The sequence below is a fragment of the Herbiconiux liangxiaofengii genome (assembly GCF_041927335.1).
Taxonomy (GTDB): domain Bacteria; phylum Actinomycetota; class Actinomycetes; order Actinomycetales; family Microbacteriaceae; genus Herbiconiux; species Herbiconiux liangxiaofengii.
Map to the genome: position 1 here is coordinate 68,841 of NZ_JBHFHD010000007.1, position 14,542 is coordinate 83,382.

The following is a 14,542-nucleotide window of genomic DNA, read 5'->3' on the forward strand; positions in this document are numbered from 1 at the left end:
TGATTCGCGGCTTCGGCTGATTCACGGCCTCGCCTGATTCACGGCATCGCCTGACGGGCAGATCCCGTCGTCAGTCGCGCGGGCGCTGATCGGCGAACAGCATCCGCAACGCGCCCGCCTCGACGGTGATCTGCGAGCGGCCGAACGCCGCGTTCATCACCGCGATGAAGCTGCCGTAGCTCCGTCTGGCCGCGGCCTCCCCGCCGGTCCACGGCGCGAGCACGAACACGCTGCGGTGGCCGCCCACCTCGGTGAGCCGAACCTCGACGACGCCCTCGTCGCGGCCCGGCCCGGCCAGCAGTGCCGTGACGAGCGCCCGCAGCGCGACCTTCTGCTCCGCACTCAGCGTCTCGGCCGACCCCGCCCGGTCATGCACGACGAGCTGCCCCGGGCGCCCCTCGACCAATCTCGTCAGCCAGGGCAGCCGCACCCCGGCGATGATCTCGGAACGCAACACCGCCGACAGCCGCCGCGCCTCGGCCGCATCGGCATCCGTCACCGCGCCCTGCGCGAGCACCCGGGCGAAGAAGGGCACCAACTCGGCCGAGAGCCGCGCACGGCCGGAGTCGCGCAGCATCTCGCGCACCCGGATGCCCACGCGGCGCGCGAGCCCGTGGCGAGCCCGCGCAGCCGCCTCCGCCTCGCGCATCAGCGCAAGACTCATGCGGTACGAGAACACCGAGGCCAGAGTGCCCAGGAGCACCACGGGGGTGACCGAGATGACGGCCGCCGTGAGCGGTGACACCTCGTCGGGCAGGAACGGCACCTCGGCCGCACTGGCCGCCCCCACCAGCACGGCGGCAAGCACCGTGCCGAGCGCGAGCTCGCGGCCGGGCCTGAACATGCTGAAGCTCAGGATGGTGACGCCCACCACGAACGGGCCCCAGGCGGTCCAGAGCACGGTCGACACGCCCCAGCTGCTCACCGCCGAGAGCAGATCGGCCGCCACCGCAGCGGCCACGGCGCCCGCGAACGCGGCCGCACCCGCACCGCCCACGCGCGTGCGCACGGGGTCAGTGGAACCGATGACGATCAGCCCGGCGAGCACGACGGCCGCCACGGCGGCGATGGCGAACCCCGGATGCACGATGAGCGGCCCGGCGGTGGCGGTGCGCGCCAGCGCCAGCACGGTGAACGCGATGGCCGACACCGAGAGCAGCGGATGCAGGGCCCCCGCCGCGATCGGAGCCTCACTCCGCGGAGCCTGCCGCCAGCTGAGGAAGCCGATCACGCTCCGCTGCGGCCACTCGCCCTGGTCGGCGGATCTGGGGCTCGAGGCCGCGGCCTGCGGGCGCCGGCCGACCTCTCGAGCGGGCGTCGCCGGCCAGGTGTTCTCGGGCGTCGGCGGCAGACTGAACAGGTAGGCCGTTCCCGAGCCGGCCGAGGTGAAGAGCTCGGTGCGCCCGCCCACGGCCTGGATGCGCGCGATGATCGACTGCCGCACCCCGAGCCGATCGGCCGGCACCGTCTCGGGGTCGAAACCCGCTCCGGCGTCGCTGGCCATCACGACGACCCCGTCGGCCTCGCCGTCGACCACGATCTCCACGCGGCCGGCACCGGAGTGCTCGCGCGCGTTCACCAGCACCTGGCCGAGAGCGAGGCCGAGCGCCTCCGCCGTGTCGGCACCGAGGCGCTGCAGCGAGGCGAGGTCGCCGGCGACGTCGACCTCGAGGCCCGAGGCCCGGCCGTCGGCGATCACCCCGCACAGGCCAGACGGCATCGTGAGGTCGTCGACGGGCACCGGATGCGCGTTCCCCTCGTCGGCGGGCCAGAAGCCGCCCTCCTCGATCATGCGCAGGTCGCGCTCGAGCGCGCCACGCAGCGAGGGGGCCAGCGGACCGGGCTGCTGCAGCGCCAGCACCGACAACTCCCCCAGCACGGTGTCATGGAACAGCGACACCACCTGCGCCTCGACCTCGCGCTGGTAGGCGTCGGCATCGGCATCTCGACGCGCGCGCTCCACCGCTCGGGCGTCGCTGTCGGAGCGGCGCTGCGACACGAGGTCGGAGACTCCCACCAGGAGCACCACCGCGGTGAGGGCGGCGGTGACACCGTCGAAGACCGGAACGCTGCCGCGCCCGACCGACGCCGCGTAGACGGCGCCCTGCGAGAGCAGATATGCCGAACCGATCACCACGAGGTTGCGGCGACCGAGCACGGATGGCGCCACGGAGTAGATGAAGGCGACCTGCGGCAACGCGAGGATGAACGGCGACTCCACCACGGGTGCAGCCGTGGTGCCGATGACCACCCAGGCGTACAGGCCGATGCTCGCGGTGCCGACGGCGAGGTGCACGAGGGTGAGGGGCATCGGCACCACCCGGACGACGCGCCCCGGAACCCCCGTCGCGGCCTGCCGGGCGCGCGACCGTGACAGCAGCATCAGAGCCGCGAGGGGTGCGAGCACCACGAGCGCCGGCCACACCGAGTTCTGCGGCATGTTCACCCCGCGAAGTGCCACGAGCACGGCGGCGATGAGGAGAGCCATCGCCGCGAAGGCCGAACTGGCGGCCGAGATCGCGTCGCCGGCGCTCCGCCCGGCAGGTGCGGATCGTGTCTCGCCCGTCATCGCTCCCCCTGGAAACGGCACCCAGCTCAGAGGTGATCTGGTCGAGTCTTCCACACGGCGGGTGTCCGGGAGACCGTCCAACCACCCGACCGCCCAACGACCTGAAGATCGGCTATCAGCAGGCTGTGTAAACACCTTGTTGCAGTCGTGTTGCCGGAGGCCGCCGCCCGAAATCACGCGGCTAGCGTGGCAGGTGCCCATCGGCGGGTCAGCTCCATCCGCCATCGAGGGCGGTGGGACGACACGTGCCGACGAGCTCCTCCCGCACACCCGCATCGAACAGGAGCACCTTGTCCCGATCACCACGCGCCTGGAGGTCGGCGGCCGTCGCCACCGTCCTCGCCGTCGCCGCCTCCCCCGTGTTCGTCGGCCTCCCGGCCTTCGCCGCATCCTCACCGACCGCGACCTCGCCGGCCACCTCCGCGGCGGCCACCTCTGTTCCCGCCGCACCGGTCGCATCCGGTGACGACTGGAGCGTCGAGGAGGTGCCGGGCGGGTACCAGGTCACCAAGACCCTCACCGAACCGCTCGAGATCCGCGCCGACGCCCCCACCCTCTGGGCCGACGGCCTCGAGCTCGGCATCGCCACCCAGTCGCTCGACGGACTCACGCTCAGCCTCGTGACGCCCGACCCGGCCGTCGCCGACGCCACCGTCGTCGACCAGGGCTGGTTCGGCGCCGGTGACCCGGCCGTCGAGCAGGAGCTCGACCGCTCGGGCTACCGCTCGCTGACCGATGCGGTACCGCTCGCCGACGCCGCTCCCGCTCTCGAGGCCGACCCCTCGGCCACCGGCGCGTACACCGTCGACCGCTACGACTACGACCTCGGCGACGAGGCCATCGACATCCGCGGCTTCAACCGCAAGGGCGAGGTGCGCGCCGCCGTGTTCATGCCGAAGGAGGCCGAGGGCGAGCGCCCGGTGGTCGTCTTCCTGCACGGCCGGCACACCTCCTGCTCCGGCGCCGGGGCGAACCCGCTGGCCTGGCCCTGCGGCCCCACCCAGGTCGACGTCGAGAGTTACCTCGGCTACAACGACGCCGCCGAGACCCTGGCCTCGCAGGGCTACGCCGTGATCTCCATCTCGGCCAACGCCATCAATGCGCTCGACGGCTCGCTCGCCGACGACACGGGCGCACTCGCCCGCGGCCAGCTGGTGCTGGACCACCTGTCGCTGCTGCGGCAGGCGAACGCCGGTGCATCCGTGGGTCTTGACCCGGCCCTCACCGGCCGGCTCGACCTCGACAATGTGGGCCTGATGGGTCACTCCCGAGGAGGCGAGGGCGTGATGCGCGCCGCACTGCTCAACTTCGAGCAGGGCGAGCCGTTCGGCATCAAGGCCGTGCTGCCGCTGGCCCCCACCGACTACACCCGCATGACGGTTCCGGATGTCGCGACGGCGGTCATCCTGCCGTACTGCGACGGCGACGTCGAGGACCAGATGGGCCAGAAGTACATCGACGACTCCCGTCACGCCTACGGCGACGACGTGTTCCGCACCTCGGTGCTCGTGATGGGCGGCAACCACAACTACTTCAACACCGCGTGGACGCCCGGCAAGTACCCCGTCGCCACCAGCGACGACTGGGCGATCATGGACCGCAACCAGACCGACCCGGTCTGCGGCGCATCCGCCCCCACGCGACTGAACGCCGACGAGCAGTACGCGTTCGGCAACGCCTATATCGCGGGCTGGTTCCGCCTCACCCTGGGCGGCGACGAGCAGTTCCTGCCGATGTTCGACGGCTCCGACGCCAAGCCCGCCTCGGCCGGCCGCGCCGACGTGCGCGTCTCGGCCACGAACGCGCCGAGCGACCGCATCGACATCGCCGACTTCACCGCCCCCGACCAGAGCGTTCAGGTCACGGGAGCCGGCACCTACGCGGTGTGCGAGAGCATGAGCCCGCTCGACGTGCCGGCCACGCTGCCCTACTGCGTGACGAAGCTCGAGTTCGCCCAGGCGCCCGACTACGGCTTCCTCAGCCCGCTCTACGGCAACGGTCGCGCCACGGCGGTGCCCTCGACCCCGTCGATGCACTTCACCTACACCGCTCCGGCCTCGGCCACGGCGGCGGCCGGTGAGCTGCGCGTCCCGGTTCCGGCCGAGGCCCGTGACTTCACGGCGGCCGGCAGCCTGTCGTTCCGCGTGTCACCGGATGACTCGGTGGCAGTGGGCGGCAGCACCGACCTCACGGTGACCCTCGTCGACTCCACCGGCGGATCGGCCTCGGTCACCGCCTCGCAGTTTGGCGACGCCCTCACCGTGCTGCCGGGTTCGACGAACCCGCTGCGCAAGGTGCTGCTGCAGCAGATCGAGGTGCCGGTCTCCTCGTTCACCGGGGTCGACCTCACCGACGTCACGCAGGTGCGGTTCACCGCTCCCCGCGCCGCCGGCGGCGTGCTGCTGAGCGACCTCGTGCTGCAGAAGGTCGAGACCACCCTGGGCTCGCCGACCATCTCGACGCGGCCCACCGTCTCCATGCGTGACGTGAAGGTCGAAGAGGGCAGCGGCGTCGGCGAGGTGGCTGTGCCGGTGGTGCTCTCGCGTCCGGCCGAGATCGCCTCGACGGTCTACGTCACCGCGGTCGCGTCCAGCGCGAGCAGCAAGGTGCTCCCCGCCATGCAGAAGCTGGTCTTCCAGCCCGGTGAGGTCTGCCGCACCATCACGGTGCCCGTCCAGGGCGACTCGGCCACGAGCACCACGGCGAGTGCCTCGTTCATCACCAACACCTCGAACACGCAGGCGGGCGTCACCATCGGCGACTCGTTCGGCAGCATCGCGGTTCGCGAGGATGACGGTGTCGTCGACCGCCAGGGTGCGACGCTCCCGTCGCTGCCCGAGGTGGGCGTGCAGGGCGACGCCTGCGCCGAGGCCCTGGCCACGCCGGGCGTCCTCGCCGTGAGCGCCGCCGAGGCCACGGCCGGAGACCAGGTCACCGTCACCGGCAGCGGCTTCCGCGTGGGCGAGTCGGTGGAGCTCACCCTGGGCGGCGTGAGCGCCGGCCGCGTGGTGAGCACCGACGGAACCGTGTCGTTCACCGTCACCGTTCCCGAGGGGACCGCGCTCGGAGCCACCGCACTGACGGCGACCGGCTTCGGCTCGGGCTTCACCGCCCAGGGATCGCTCTCGGTCGTGGGCCCGGTGCCCACGACCGACCGCATCGCGGGGGCCGACCGCTACGAGGTGGCCGTCAATGCCTCCAAGGCCGGATTCCCGGAGGGTGCCTCGACCGTGTACCTCGCGTCGGGCGCCACCTTCCCGGATGCCCTGTCGGCCGCACCCGCCGCCGCCGTGGCCGACGCGCCCATCCTGCTCACCCCCGCCGGCGCCCTGCCGTCGGTGGTGAGTGCGGAGCTCGCGCGACTCAACCCCTCGGAGGTCGTGATCGTGGGCGGGCCGAACAGCGTCAGCACGGCGATCGAGGACACACTGCGGGCCTCCCGCACGGTGACCCGCATCGGTGGGGCCGACCGTTACGAGGCCTCACGGGCCATCGCCGCGGCCGCGTTCCCCGAGGGTGCGGCGAAGGCCGTCCTCGCCACGGGCAGCACCTTCCCCGACGCGCTGTCGGCGGGTGCGGGCATCGCGGAGCAAGGTCCGGTCATCCTGGTGAACGGAGGCGCGGGCTCGCTCGACGCCGCCACGAAGTCGCTGCTCACGAGCCTCGGTGTCACCGACATCGTGATCGCGGGCGGGCCGGCCTCGGTCTCTCCGGGCATCGAGGCCGATGCGGCGACGCTCGGCAGCACGGTGCGGCTGGCCGGTGCCGACCGCTACGAGGCGTCACGGGAGATCAACGCGTACTTCTTCACGAGTGCCGACCGGGTGCTCGTGGCGACGGGCGCGGGCTTCGCGGATGCTCTGGCCGGCTCGGCCCTGGCACCCCGGCTGGATGCGCCGCTGTTCACGGTTCCCGGCACGTGCGTGCCGGCCGAGACGCTCTCGCAGATCCGGGGGCTCGGCGCCACGCGCGTCACACTGCTCGGCGGGCTGAACACGCTCACCGTGGCCGTGGAGGAGCTCGCTCCCTGCGCCGGGTGACCGAGGTCGTCTGACAGGTCGAAGGCCTCGTCTCCGCTCAGGCGGTGGCGGGGCCTTCGCCCTGTCGGCGCTCAGGCGTCGCGGATGACGCGGGCGACGAACCGCCCCAGCCGGGGCTTGCTCGTCACGATCTCGAGCCGCAGACCGAGCGGCCCGTACAGCCGATCGACCAGCGCCCGCAGCGACTCGTCGTCGACCAGCTCGGTGAAGTCGAACGAGTCGACCAGCACGGCGTCGGTCGAACCGGTGGAGTGCACCGAGAACTCCCACCGCTCGTGCCCCTCGACCTCCTCCACCCGCGAACCGGTGACCATGACGGCGTCGGCGAGATCGGGATTCACCAGACGATCGTATAGGCGGGCCTGAGAACCTCTCAACACCCCCTTTGGGGTTGCGAGGGTCCTGGGTGAAGATGGGTGGGTGGGCGAACCCGAGACCGTGTCGAACCGACAGCAGCAGAAGGCCCAGACGCGGGAGCAGATCCTGCGGGCTGCGGCGGCGCAGTTCGCCGAGCGGGGCTTCGACGCCACCAGTCTCGCCGACATCGCCGCCGAGATGGGGCGCCCGAAGTCGGCGCTCGGCTACCACCAGTTCCGCTCGAAGGACGAGATCGCGAACGCCGTGGTGACGCAGAAGCTGCACGACTGGGACGCCATCCGCATGCGGGCCGACCGGCACGAACCCGCCGGGGTACCCCGGCTGCTCACGCTGCTCCTGACCGCAGCGGTCGATGCGCGGGCCGACGCGTTCGGGCTCGCGACCATCCGGCTCATTCTCGAGTCGCGTCGGTTCGGTCGCTTCGAGCTGCCCGGCCTGCCGTTCAACTGGTTCGACTACACCGATTCGCAGCTTCGGGATGCGGTGCAGCTCGGTCAGCTGCCTCCCGAGGCCGAGCCCCGCGAGGTGGGCCAGCTGATCATCAACGCCGCCTTCGGCCTGTTCGAATCGGAGAACCAGGGGTTCCAGCCGGTGGACACCGAGGCGGGCCTGCGCGACATCTGGCTGCGGCTCCTGGTGGGCCTCGGCGCGGCCGACCCGGAAGGGCTCGTCGTGTCGACGATCGTGCTGGATGGGCGCGACCTCTCAGGCATGGGCCAGCGCCGACCGTAGAATGGTGACCCGGCCTTGCCCTCGAGGCCCGGCCGGAAGGGGCCCCTGATCACGCAGACCAGAGCACGCCCGGTGGCCGCGGTGCTGCTCGCCGCGTACTCGGTGCTGGTGCTCGTGATCGTGGCGTGGCCGACGCCGGTCGATCAGAAGGCGCACGGCTACATCATCCGGCTGCTTCGGGAGGCGCACGACCACCATGTGCTGATGTTCGTGGGCTACGCGCAGGTGGAGTTCTCGGCGAACGTGGCGATGTTCGTGCCGCTCGGGCTGCTGCTCGGTGTGCTTCTCGGGCCGCGCCGGTGGGGCTACGCCATCCTGATCGGGTTCGCGCTCAGCTCCACGATCGAGCTGCTGCAGTTCGCCCTGCTGCCCGGGCGGTACGGCACGGTCGACGACGTCATCGCTAACACCTCCGGTGCGGTGATCGGCGCGCTGCTCGCCCGGTCGTTCCTCAGGCGAGAGGCCGCCCGCGCGACGCGGACGGCCTCCGGCCCTCGATGAGCGCGGATTCCGCGCCGACTACTCCTGGTGCGTCCTACTCCTCGTGCTTCAGCGCGATGCCGATCGCGAAGAAGGTGGGCGCCCAGTGGCCGATGAAGATGCCCCATCGGTCGGACTGCGCCTTGTCATCGGTCTTCTTGCCGCGCGACACGAGCCACGCGATGAGCGAGATGATCACCGAGGCGAAGCCGGCCAGGTAGGCGTGCTTGCTACGGATGCCCAGGTCGTGGGCGAATTCGATGGGGTCGAAACCGACCTTCTCGATGTCTTTCTTGGCCATGAGACGTCCTCTCCAGAGTTCCCGGGGCGGGATGATTCCAGCGTCCACCCGACGGCCGTTTCGCGCCACACCTCCGCGGAAGCCCTCGGGGCGGGGAGACCCGCCCTAGGCGTCGAGCGATTCGGCAGCACGGAGCCAGGCGCCGAGCGCCTCGGGGTCGAGCTCGCCTAGGGCGGACACCTTGAGGCTGCCCATGCGCGACGAGCCCGTGGGCGTGAGGCCGGGCGCGTCGATGTCCTGTCCACGCCACAGCATCACGGTCACCCACTTCGAGGCCGCCTTGAAGCCCGCGACCGGGGTCGAGCCGATCATCCACACGGGGTGACCGTGCCAGACGGTCGCCTGGGCACGCTCGAGGTTCTCGTCGAGCACGGCCGTGAGGGCCTCGCAGATGCTCCGCAGGTTCTCGGGCTGAGCGGCGACGTACTCGCCGACGGTTCGGGTGGTGGCGGTCATGGCGTTCTCCTCAGGACGATCGACGGCGCTGCCGGTCGCGTCGCAGCGGTCACTCATTGTCACATTCGCCGGCGGCGCCGTGGGGTCGACTTAGGGTGGGTGCATTCCGCGGCGTACCCAAGTGGTCGAAGGGAACGGTCTCATAGCCCGTCAGTCGCAGGTTCGAATCCTGCCGTCGCGTCTCCCGGACCAGGCCAGATCTGCCGACCGCAGCTCACCAGCAGAGCTCATGCGCTCATCCGTGACACCGCCTCCGCGCGGCTCGAGACCTCCAGTGTGCGGAACAGGCTCGAGATGTAGTTCTTGACGGTCTTCTCGGCGAGGTGGAGCTCGTCGCAGATCTGTCGGTTCGTCAGCCCCTGTGCCATCAGCTCGAGGATGCGCCGCTCACGGTGACCGAGGCCGTCGAGCCGGACGTCGTCGGCGTGACCGATTCTCACGGCGGGCCCGGCCGGGGAGGCCAGAGGCCGGGCCGTCCGCGCCACGCTCGACGCCGAGCGGATCGCCTTCGCGAGCACCTCGGACGGCGCGCTGTACGACACGTAGGCATGCGCTCCGGCGTCGCGGGCGGCCCTCATCGACATCAGGTCGTCGCCCGACCCGAGCACCACGCACCGTGCCCCCGGGTAGTGGAGGGCGATCAGGGAGCACAGCCGAGCCGCCCCGTCGTCAGGTAATCGGGCTGCCACGAGAACCACCTCGACGGCCACCTCCGCCATCCGATCGATCGCACTCCGGGCGGTGCCCACCTCGTCGACGAGGTGGACCTCGGCCGACTCCCGGAGCGCCTCGAGCGCGCGACGATGGTGTGACGATCGGCCGCCGACCATCAGCACTGCGGCAGCTGTCGTCACGAGTTCCTCCGTTCGGCGGCCAGGGCAGACGCTCCGGGCATTCGGAGTGCGTCGTCGATCGGATGGGTCGATCACGTCCGACACTCAGGAATGCAGCCGACCTTCGTCGAAGTCCGCCGGAACGCGCCGATCGGGTGCGACAGTACGTCGGCTGGGCCCGCATGTCGATCCCCTAATCGCATTCGGATGCACGAGCTTCACTGTGACCACGCCCTTAGGCCGGCTCCGTCACCCGCGGAGTTCTCAGGCCGCGGTCATCGACGACCGGCACCAGTGATCGCTCCCGCTGGTGCACGGGACCCGCCCACCCACGCCACGAAGAGGTACCCACAGATGACCCCACCGCCAGACTTCATCGACGCCCTGAACACCATCTCGGCCGCCTGGCTGCCGGCCTGGAACACGGTTCAGGACACCGTCCGCACCCTTTCGGCCTACTTCCCGATCGCCATCGCCGGGCTCGTGGTGTGGGGGTTGTGGGTGTACCGCTTCGTGCTGTCGCGTCGCGCCGCGCCCATCGTGAGCGACTTCCGCACCACCACGTCGGTGGTCGTGCCGTCGTTCCACGAGGATCCCGACATCCTGATGAACTGTCTCGAGTCGTGGCGGGGCCAGAACCCCACCGAGATCATCATCGTGCTCGACGTCGACGACCTCGAGGCCTACCACCGCATCCTGGCCCTCGGCGACGACCGCGTCATCCCGATCCTGTTCCACCATGTGGGTAAGCGCTCGGCTCTTGGCGCCGGCATCCGGCACGCGACCGGCGAGGTCCTCGTGCTCACCGACTCCGACACCTGGTGGAAGCGCGGACTGCTCGCCTCGGTGCAGATGCCCTTCGCCGACCCGCTCGTGGGCGGCGTGGGAACCCACCAGAACGTGTTCCAGGCCTCGACCAGCGTGTGGCGGCGGATCGCCGACTGGATGGTCGACCTGCGCTACTACGACTACGTGCCCGCCATGGGCCGTGCCGGCGCGGTGCCCTGCCTGTCCGGCCGCACGGCCGCCTACCGCCGCCGCGCCGTGGTCGACGTGCTGGATCACCTCGAGAACGAGTACTTCCTCGGCCGGCGCTGCATCGCGGGCGACGACGGGCGCCTCACCTGGCTCATCCTGGCCTCGGGTTACACGACGGTGCACCAGTCGTCGGCCCGCGCGCTCAGCATGTTCCCCGACACGTTCCGCGCCTTCGTGAAACAGCGCATCCGCTGGAGCCGCAACTCGTACCGCTGCTACCTCACCGCCATCGCGCGCGGCTGGCTCTGGCGCGTGCCGTTCATCACGAAGGTGACGGTGCTCCAGATCCTGCTCACGCCGGTGACCATGGGGCTCACCCTCTTCTACCTGGTGTTCAGCCGCCTCGAGTTGTCGGTGCCGGGGGTGGCCCTGACTCTCGGATGGCTGCTGCTCGGCCGCGGCATCCGTGGGTACTCGCACCTGCGTCGCAACCCGGGAGACATCCTGCTGCTGCCGCTGTACGCCCTCGTGGTGATCTTCATCGCCCTTCCCATCAAGGTGTACGCCTTCGTGACCATGAACAAGCAGGGCTGGCTCACCCGGCACGCCGATCAGGTCGGCGGCGACGGCCAGGCCGCCCGCACTCTCGAAGAGGTGGCGTCATGAAGGTCGTGACCGGGATCTCGATCGGCGTCGCCGGCGCCGTCGTCGGTGCACTCGTGGCGGTGGGGGCGTCCGCCTTCTCGTCCTCGGACGACACTCCGGAGGCCTACGGCCTCAACGAGATCGCCCGCAACGGCACCGTTCAGGGCGACCTCTACCCGGGCGATCCCGGCACCGAGGCGGCCCTCGTGGCGAGCGAGGACCAGCGCGTGGTCTACGTGCGCAAGGTGGCGTCGGCTGCGTACTGGAACCTCGCCGTCAGTGCCCCTTACCGCTTTCAGACCGGCGCAGAGACCACCCTCGTGCTCCCGGCCCGAGACACCCCGTACTCGTTCGACGAACTGCGTTCCCTCGCCCCGGAGACCCTCCTGGCGAACCCCGACGGCTCGTACCTGCTCACCGAGGACGTCGCCGTGATGGAGGGCGCCACGCTCGACCTGTCGTCGTCGGGGACGCTCGAGTTGCGGCTGCAGAGCCGGAGCGGCTCCTTCGCCTCGATCATCGCCTTCGGCGGCACGCTCGACCTCTCGGGCACGAACGCGGCACCGATCTCGATCCTCAGTTGGAACCCGACCGTGAACGCACCCGATCTCGACACGACCGATGGCCGGGCGTACCTCCGCGTGATCGGCGGTTCCGCATCCGTCGCCTTCGCCACCGTGTCGCACCTCGGTTTCTGGTCGGGCAGCACCGGGGGCTTCGCCGTGACCGGCAACGACGGACTCGAGGACACCGCGCTGTCGCAGGTGGTGACCGCCGAGTCGCCCGAGCTGCCTGCACTCGGCGGTGCACCCGTGGTGGATGCCGAGAGTCTCTTCGCCGCGGCTGAGGCACCGGCCGACGCCGCCCCTGCCGGGCCGGTGCCCGGCGACGCCGCCGCCGCCGCGACCGACGGTCTCTCCACCGCCACGATCGCCGGCTCCACGTTCGACGGCAACGCCTTCGGCGTCTTCGTGTCGGGTGCTCGCGACGTGCAGATCACCGACAGCACCGTGAGGGGCAGCCTCGTCGACGGCATCACCTTCCACCGGCAGGTGACCTCGAGCTCGGTCTCCGACACCGCCACGAACGACAACGCGGTCGACGGGCTCTCGCTCGGCCGCTCGATCACGGGGGTGAGCCTCGACGGCGTCACCGCCTCCGAGAACGGCCGCAACGGCGTGTCGATCGACGGCCAGTCGCTGGCCGACGGGCCGAGCGCATCCGGAACCTCGGTGAGCCGCTACGGCGGCATCTCCCTGCTCGGCAGCACCGTGGCCTCGAACGGCCGCTACGGCGTCGAGATCAGCGGTGGCACCGGCATCCGGGTGCACGGCACGACGTTCGACGGCAACCCCGACGGACTGGTGCTCGACGAGGGTGCCGACCAGGTCTCCGTCAGCGACAACGTGTTCGAGGGGCAGACCGGCCAATCGGTCGCGATCCGCGACACCGTCACCGACGCCTCCGTTGAGGGCAACACCATCACCGGAGGCGACACGGGCATCTACATCCGCAATGCCACCGCCACCGTGGAGTCGAACGTGATGTCGTCGGTGACGAACCACGGCGTGACCCTCGTCGGCGATGTGGCAGGCACCGCAGTGGCCTCGAACGAGATCGGCGGCAGCGGCCAGACCGCGGTGCGGGCCGCCGACGCCGAGGGTGCCGTGGTGGGTGAGAACGACCTGGACGCCTGGCGCCCCGCCGCCACCGTGGCCTCGGTGGCTGGCTTCGTCTTCCAGCCCCTCACCGTGGTGTGGCTGCTGCTCGCACTGCTGCTGATCGTGACCGCCTTCACCCGCCGGAACGACACGGCCGACTCGGCCGACGGCATCCGTCACCCGTACGCCGAGAGGGTGCCGCTCACTGCGCTGAGCCGCGGAGTGGTGACCGTGGAATCGCTGACGGCCACGCCCGACCCGGCGCAGCCGATGTCTGCTGGGGCCACCCGATGAGCGCCACGCGAGCCGGCTGGGTCGTGGCCGCGGTGCTCGGAGCCGCCGTCGTCGTCACCCTGATCGTGGTGTTCGCGCTGCGTCCGAACGGCTCCGCCGGCGGGGCGGATGCGGCACCGAACGCGGGCGGCAGCACGTCGACACCGGCACCGGCTCCGGCTCCCGGCGCTCCCGGCGCTCCCTCGGCGGAATGCAGCGGAGCCACCGAGACCGTCTCGACGTCGTCGCAGTTGCAGACCGCACTCGACGATGCCACCCCCGGCGCCGTGATCATGCTGTCGCCCGGCCAGTACCCCGGCAACTTCACCGCCACCACGAGCGGCACCGCCGAGGCACCCATCCGCCTCTGCGGCGGCAGCGACTCGGTGCTCGACGGAGGGCGGATCGACGACGGTTATGTGCTGCATCTCGATGCGGTGAGCAACTGGGAAGTCTCGGGCTTCGCCATCCGGAACGGCCAGAAAGGCCTGATGGCCGACGGCACGACTGACACCCTCATCCAGGGCCTCACGGTGTCGAACATCGGCGACGAGGCGATCCATCTGCGCGGTTTCAGCTCCGACAACACCGTCTCGGGCAACACCATCTCGGACACCGGCCAGCGCAAACCCCAGTTCGGCGAGGGCGTGTACATCGGCACCGCCGAGAGCAACTGGTGCGACATCACCGACTGCGATCCGGATGCCAGCGACCGCAACATCATCTCCGACAACACCTTCCGGGCCACCACCGCCGAGAACATCGACATCAAAGAGGGCACCACCGGCGGCGAGGTGAGTCGGAACACCTTCGACGGCTTGGCTCTGGTCGAAGACGACGCCGACTCCTGGGTCGACGTGAAGGGCAACGACTGGGTGATCGAGAACAACATCGGCACCGACTCGCCTCAGGACGGGTTCCAGGTGCACGAGATCGTCGACGGCTGGGGTACCCGCAACGTGTTCCGGGCGAACGTGGCCCAGGTCGACGGCCCGGGCTTCGGCTACTCCATCACCCCCGAGCGCGAGAACGTCGTCGAGTGCAGCAACAGCGCCTCCGGAGCCGGGGAGGGCCTCAGCAACATGGACTGCACTCCGGGCTGATCTCGACGCCCGCATCCGCTGCACCGCTCATGACTCGTGGACCACCGAGTCCCACTCCCATCCGCCCGACTCATCCGCCTGACCAATTCCGCA

General features: G+C 70.6%; 11 protein-coding genes and 1 tRNA gene. 7 read left to right on the forward strand and 5 right to left on the reverse strand.

The features are described from left to right. Positions 1–70: 70 nt before the first annotated feature. Positions 71–2,569, reverse strand: coding sequence for a sensor histidine kinase (locus ACEXOR_RS05980; RefSeq protein ID WP_374848512.1), 2,499 nt, complete (start codon positions 2,567–2,569; stop codon positions 71–73). A gap of 290 nt (positions 2,570–2,859) precedes the next feature. On the opposite strand from ACEXOR_RS05980, the gene ACEXOR_RS05985 reads away from it, so the two are divergent. Then, entirely contained in the window at positions 2,860–6,609 is a 3,750-nt protein-coding gene (locus ACEXOR_RS05985) for a cell wall-binding repeat-containing protein (protein WP_374848513.1), read from the forward strand. 71 nt (positions 6,610–6,680) lie between these two features. Here the strand turns inward: ACEXOR_RS05985 and ACEXOR_RS05990 are convergent, their stop codons facing one another. Next, entirely contained in the window at positions 6,681–6,950 is a 270-nt protein-coding gene (locus ACEXOR_RS05990) for a hypothetical protein (protein WP_374848514.1), read from the reverse strand. Positions 6,951–7,029: 79 nt separating this feature from the next. Between ACEXOR_RS05990 and ACEXOR_RS05995 the strand changes: the two genes are divergently transcribed. After that, a complete protein-coding gene (locus ACEXOR_RS05995; RefSeq protein WP_374848515.1) occupies positions 7,030–7,719 on the forward strand; it encodes a TetR family transcriptional regulator in 690 nt (229 codons plus the stop codon). Between the two features lie 15 nt (positions 7,720–7,734). After that, entirely contained in the window at positions 7,735–8,220 is a 486-nt protein-coding gene (locus ACEXOR_RS06000) for a VanZ family protein (RefSeq protein WP_374848516.1), read from the forward strand. Between the two features lie 34 nt (positions 8,221–8,254). Here the strand turns inward: ACEXOR_RS06000 and ACEXOR_RS06005 are convergent, their stop codons facing one another. Continuing rightward, complete coding sequence (locus ACEXOR_RS06005; RefSeq protein WP_374848517.1) at positions 8,255–8,500, reverse strand: hypothetical protein; 246 nt, start codon at positions 8,498–8,500, stop codon at positions 8,255–8,257. A gap of 105 nt (positions 8,501–8,605) precedes the next feature. Continuing rightward, complete coding sequence (locus ACEXOR_RS06010) at positions 8,606–8,956, reverse strand: DUF1801 domain-containing protein (protein WP_374848518.1); 351 nt, start codon at positions 8,954–8,956, stop codon at positions 8,606–8,608. 107 nt (positions 8,957–9,063) lie between these two features. Between ACEXOR_RS06010 and ACEXOR_RS06015 the strand changes: the two genes are divergently transcribed. Then, positions 9,064–9,137 (forward strand) — tRNA-Met (locus ACEXOR_RS06015). A 46-nt stretch (positions 9,138–9,183) separates the two neighbouring features. On the opposite strand, the gene ACEXOR_RS06020 is transcribed toward ACEXOR_RS06015, so the two are convergent. Next, complete coding sequence (locus ACEXOR_RS06020) at positions 9,184–9,810, reverse strand: response regulator transcription factor (protein WP_374848519.1); 627 nt, start codon at positions 9,808–9,810, stop codon at positions 9,184–9,186. Between the two features lie 333 nt (positions 9,811–10,143). Here ACEXOR_RS06020 and ACEXOR_RS06025 point away from each other — a divergent pair, with 333 nt between their 5' ends. Genes ACEXOR_RS06025 through ACEXOR_RS06035 form a run of 3 tightly spaced genes read left to right on the forward strand, consistent with a single transcriptional unit; the run spans position 10,144 to position 14,449 of the window. Continuing rightward, entirely contained in the window at positions 10,144–11,433 is a 1,290-nt protein-coding gene (locus ACEXOR_RS06025; RefSeq protein ID WP_374848520.1) for a glycosyltransferase, read from the forward strand. Beyond that, positions 11,430–13,367 carry a NosD domain-containing protein gene (locus ACEXOR_RS06030; protein WP_374848521.1) on the forward strand — a complete coding sequence of 646 codons (1,938 nt, stop codon included), beginning with the start codon at positions 11,430–11,432 and terminating at the stop codon, positions 13,365–13,367. Before ACEXOR_RS06025 ends, ACEXOR_RS06030 begins: the two co-directional genes overlap by 4 nt. After that, the gene (locus ACEXOR_RS06035) at positions 13,364–14,449 is read left to right on the forward strand and encodes a right-handed parallel beta-helix repeat-containing protein (RefSeq protein WP_374848522.1); all 1,086 of its coding nucleotides are present in this window, start codon (positions 13,364–13,366) and stop codon (positions 14,447–14,449) included. The genes ACEXOR_RS06030 and ACEXOR_RS06035 overlap by 4 nt, the downstream gene beginning before the upstream one ends. The last annotated feature ends 93 nt before the right edge of the window (positions 14,450–14,542 follow it).

Coding starts and splice junctions, on each gene's coding strand:
- ACEXOR_RS05980 (WP_374848512.1), bottom strand. CDS start 2,569: ATGACGGGCGAGACACGATCCGCACCTGCCGGGCGGAGCGCCGGCGAC.
- ACEXOR_RS06005 (WP_374848517.1), bottom strand. CDS start 8,500: ATGGCCAAGAAAGACATCGAGAAGGTCGGTTTCGACCCCATCGAATTC.
- ACEXOR_RS06010 (WP_374848518.1), bottom strand. CDS start 8,956: ATGACCGCCACCACCCGAACCGTCGGCGAGTACGTCGCCGCTCAGCCC.
- ACEXOR_RS06025 (WP_374848520.1), top strand. CDS start 10,144: ATGACCCCACCGCCAGACTTCATCGACGCCCTGAACACCATCTCGGCC.
- ACEXOR_RS06030 (WP_374848521.1), top strand. CDS start 11,430: ATGAAGGTCGTGACCGGGATCTCGATCGGCGTCGCCGGCGCCGTCGTC.
- ACEXOR_RS06035 (WP_374848522.1), top strand. CDS start 13,364: ATGAGCGCCACGCGAGCCGGCTGGGTCGTGGCCGCGGTGCTCGGAGCC.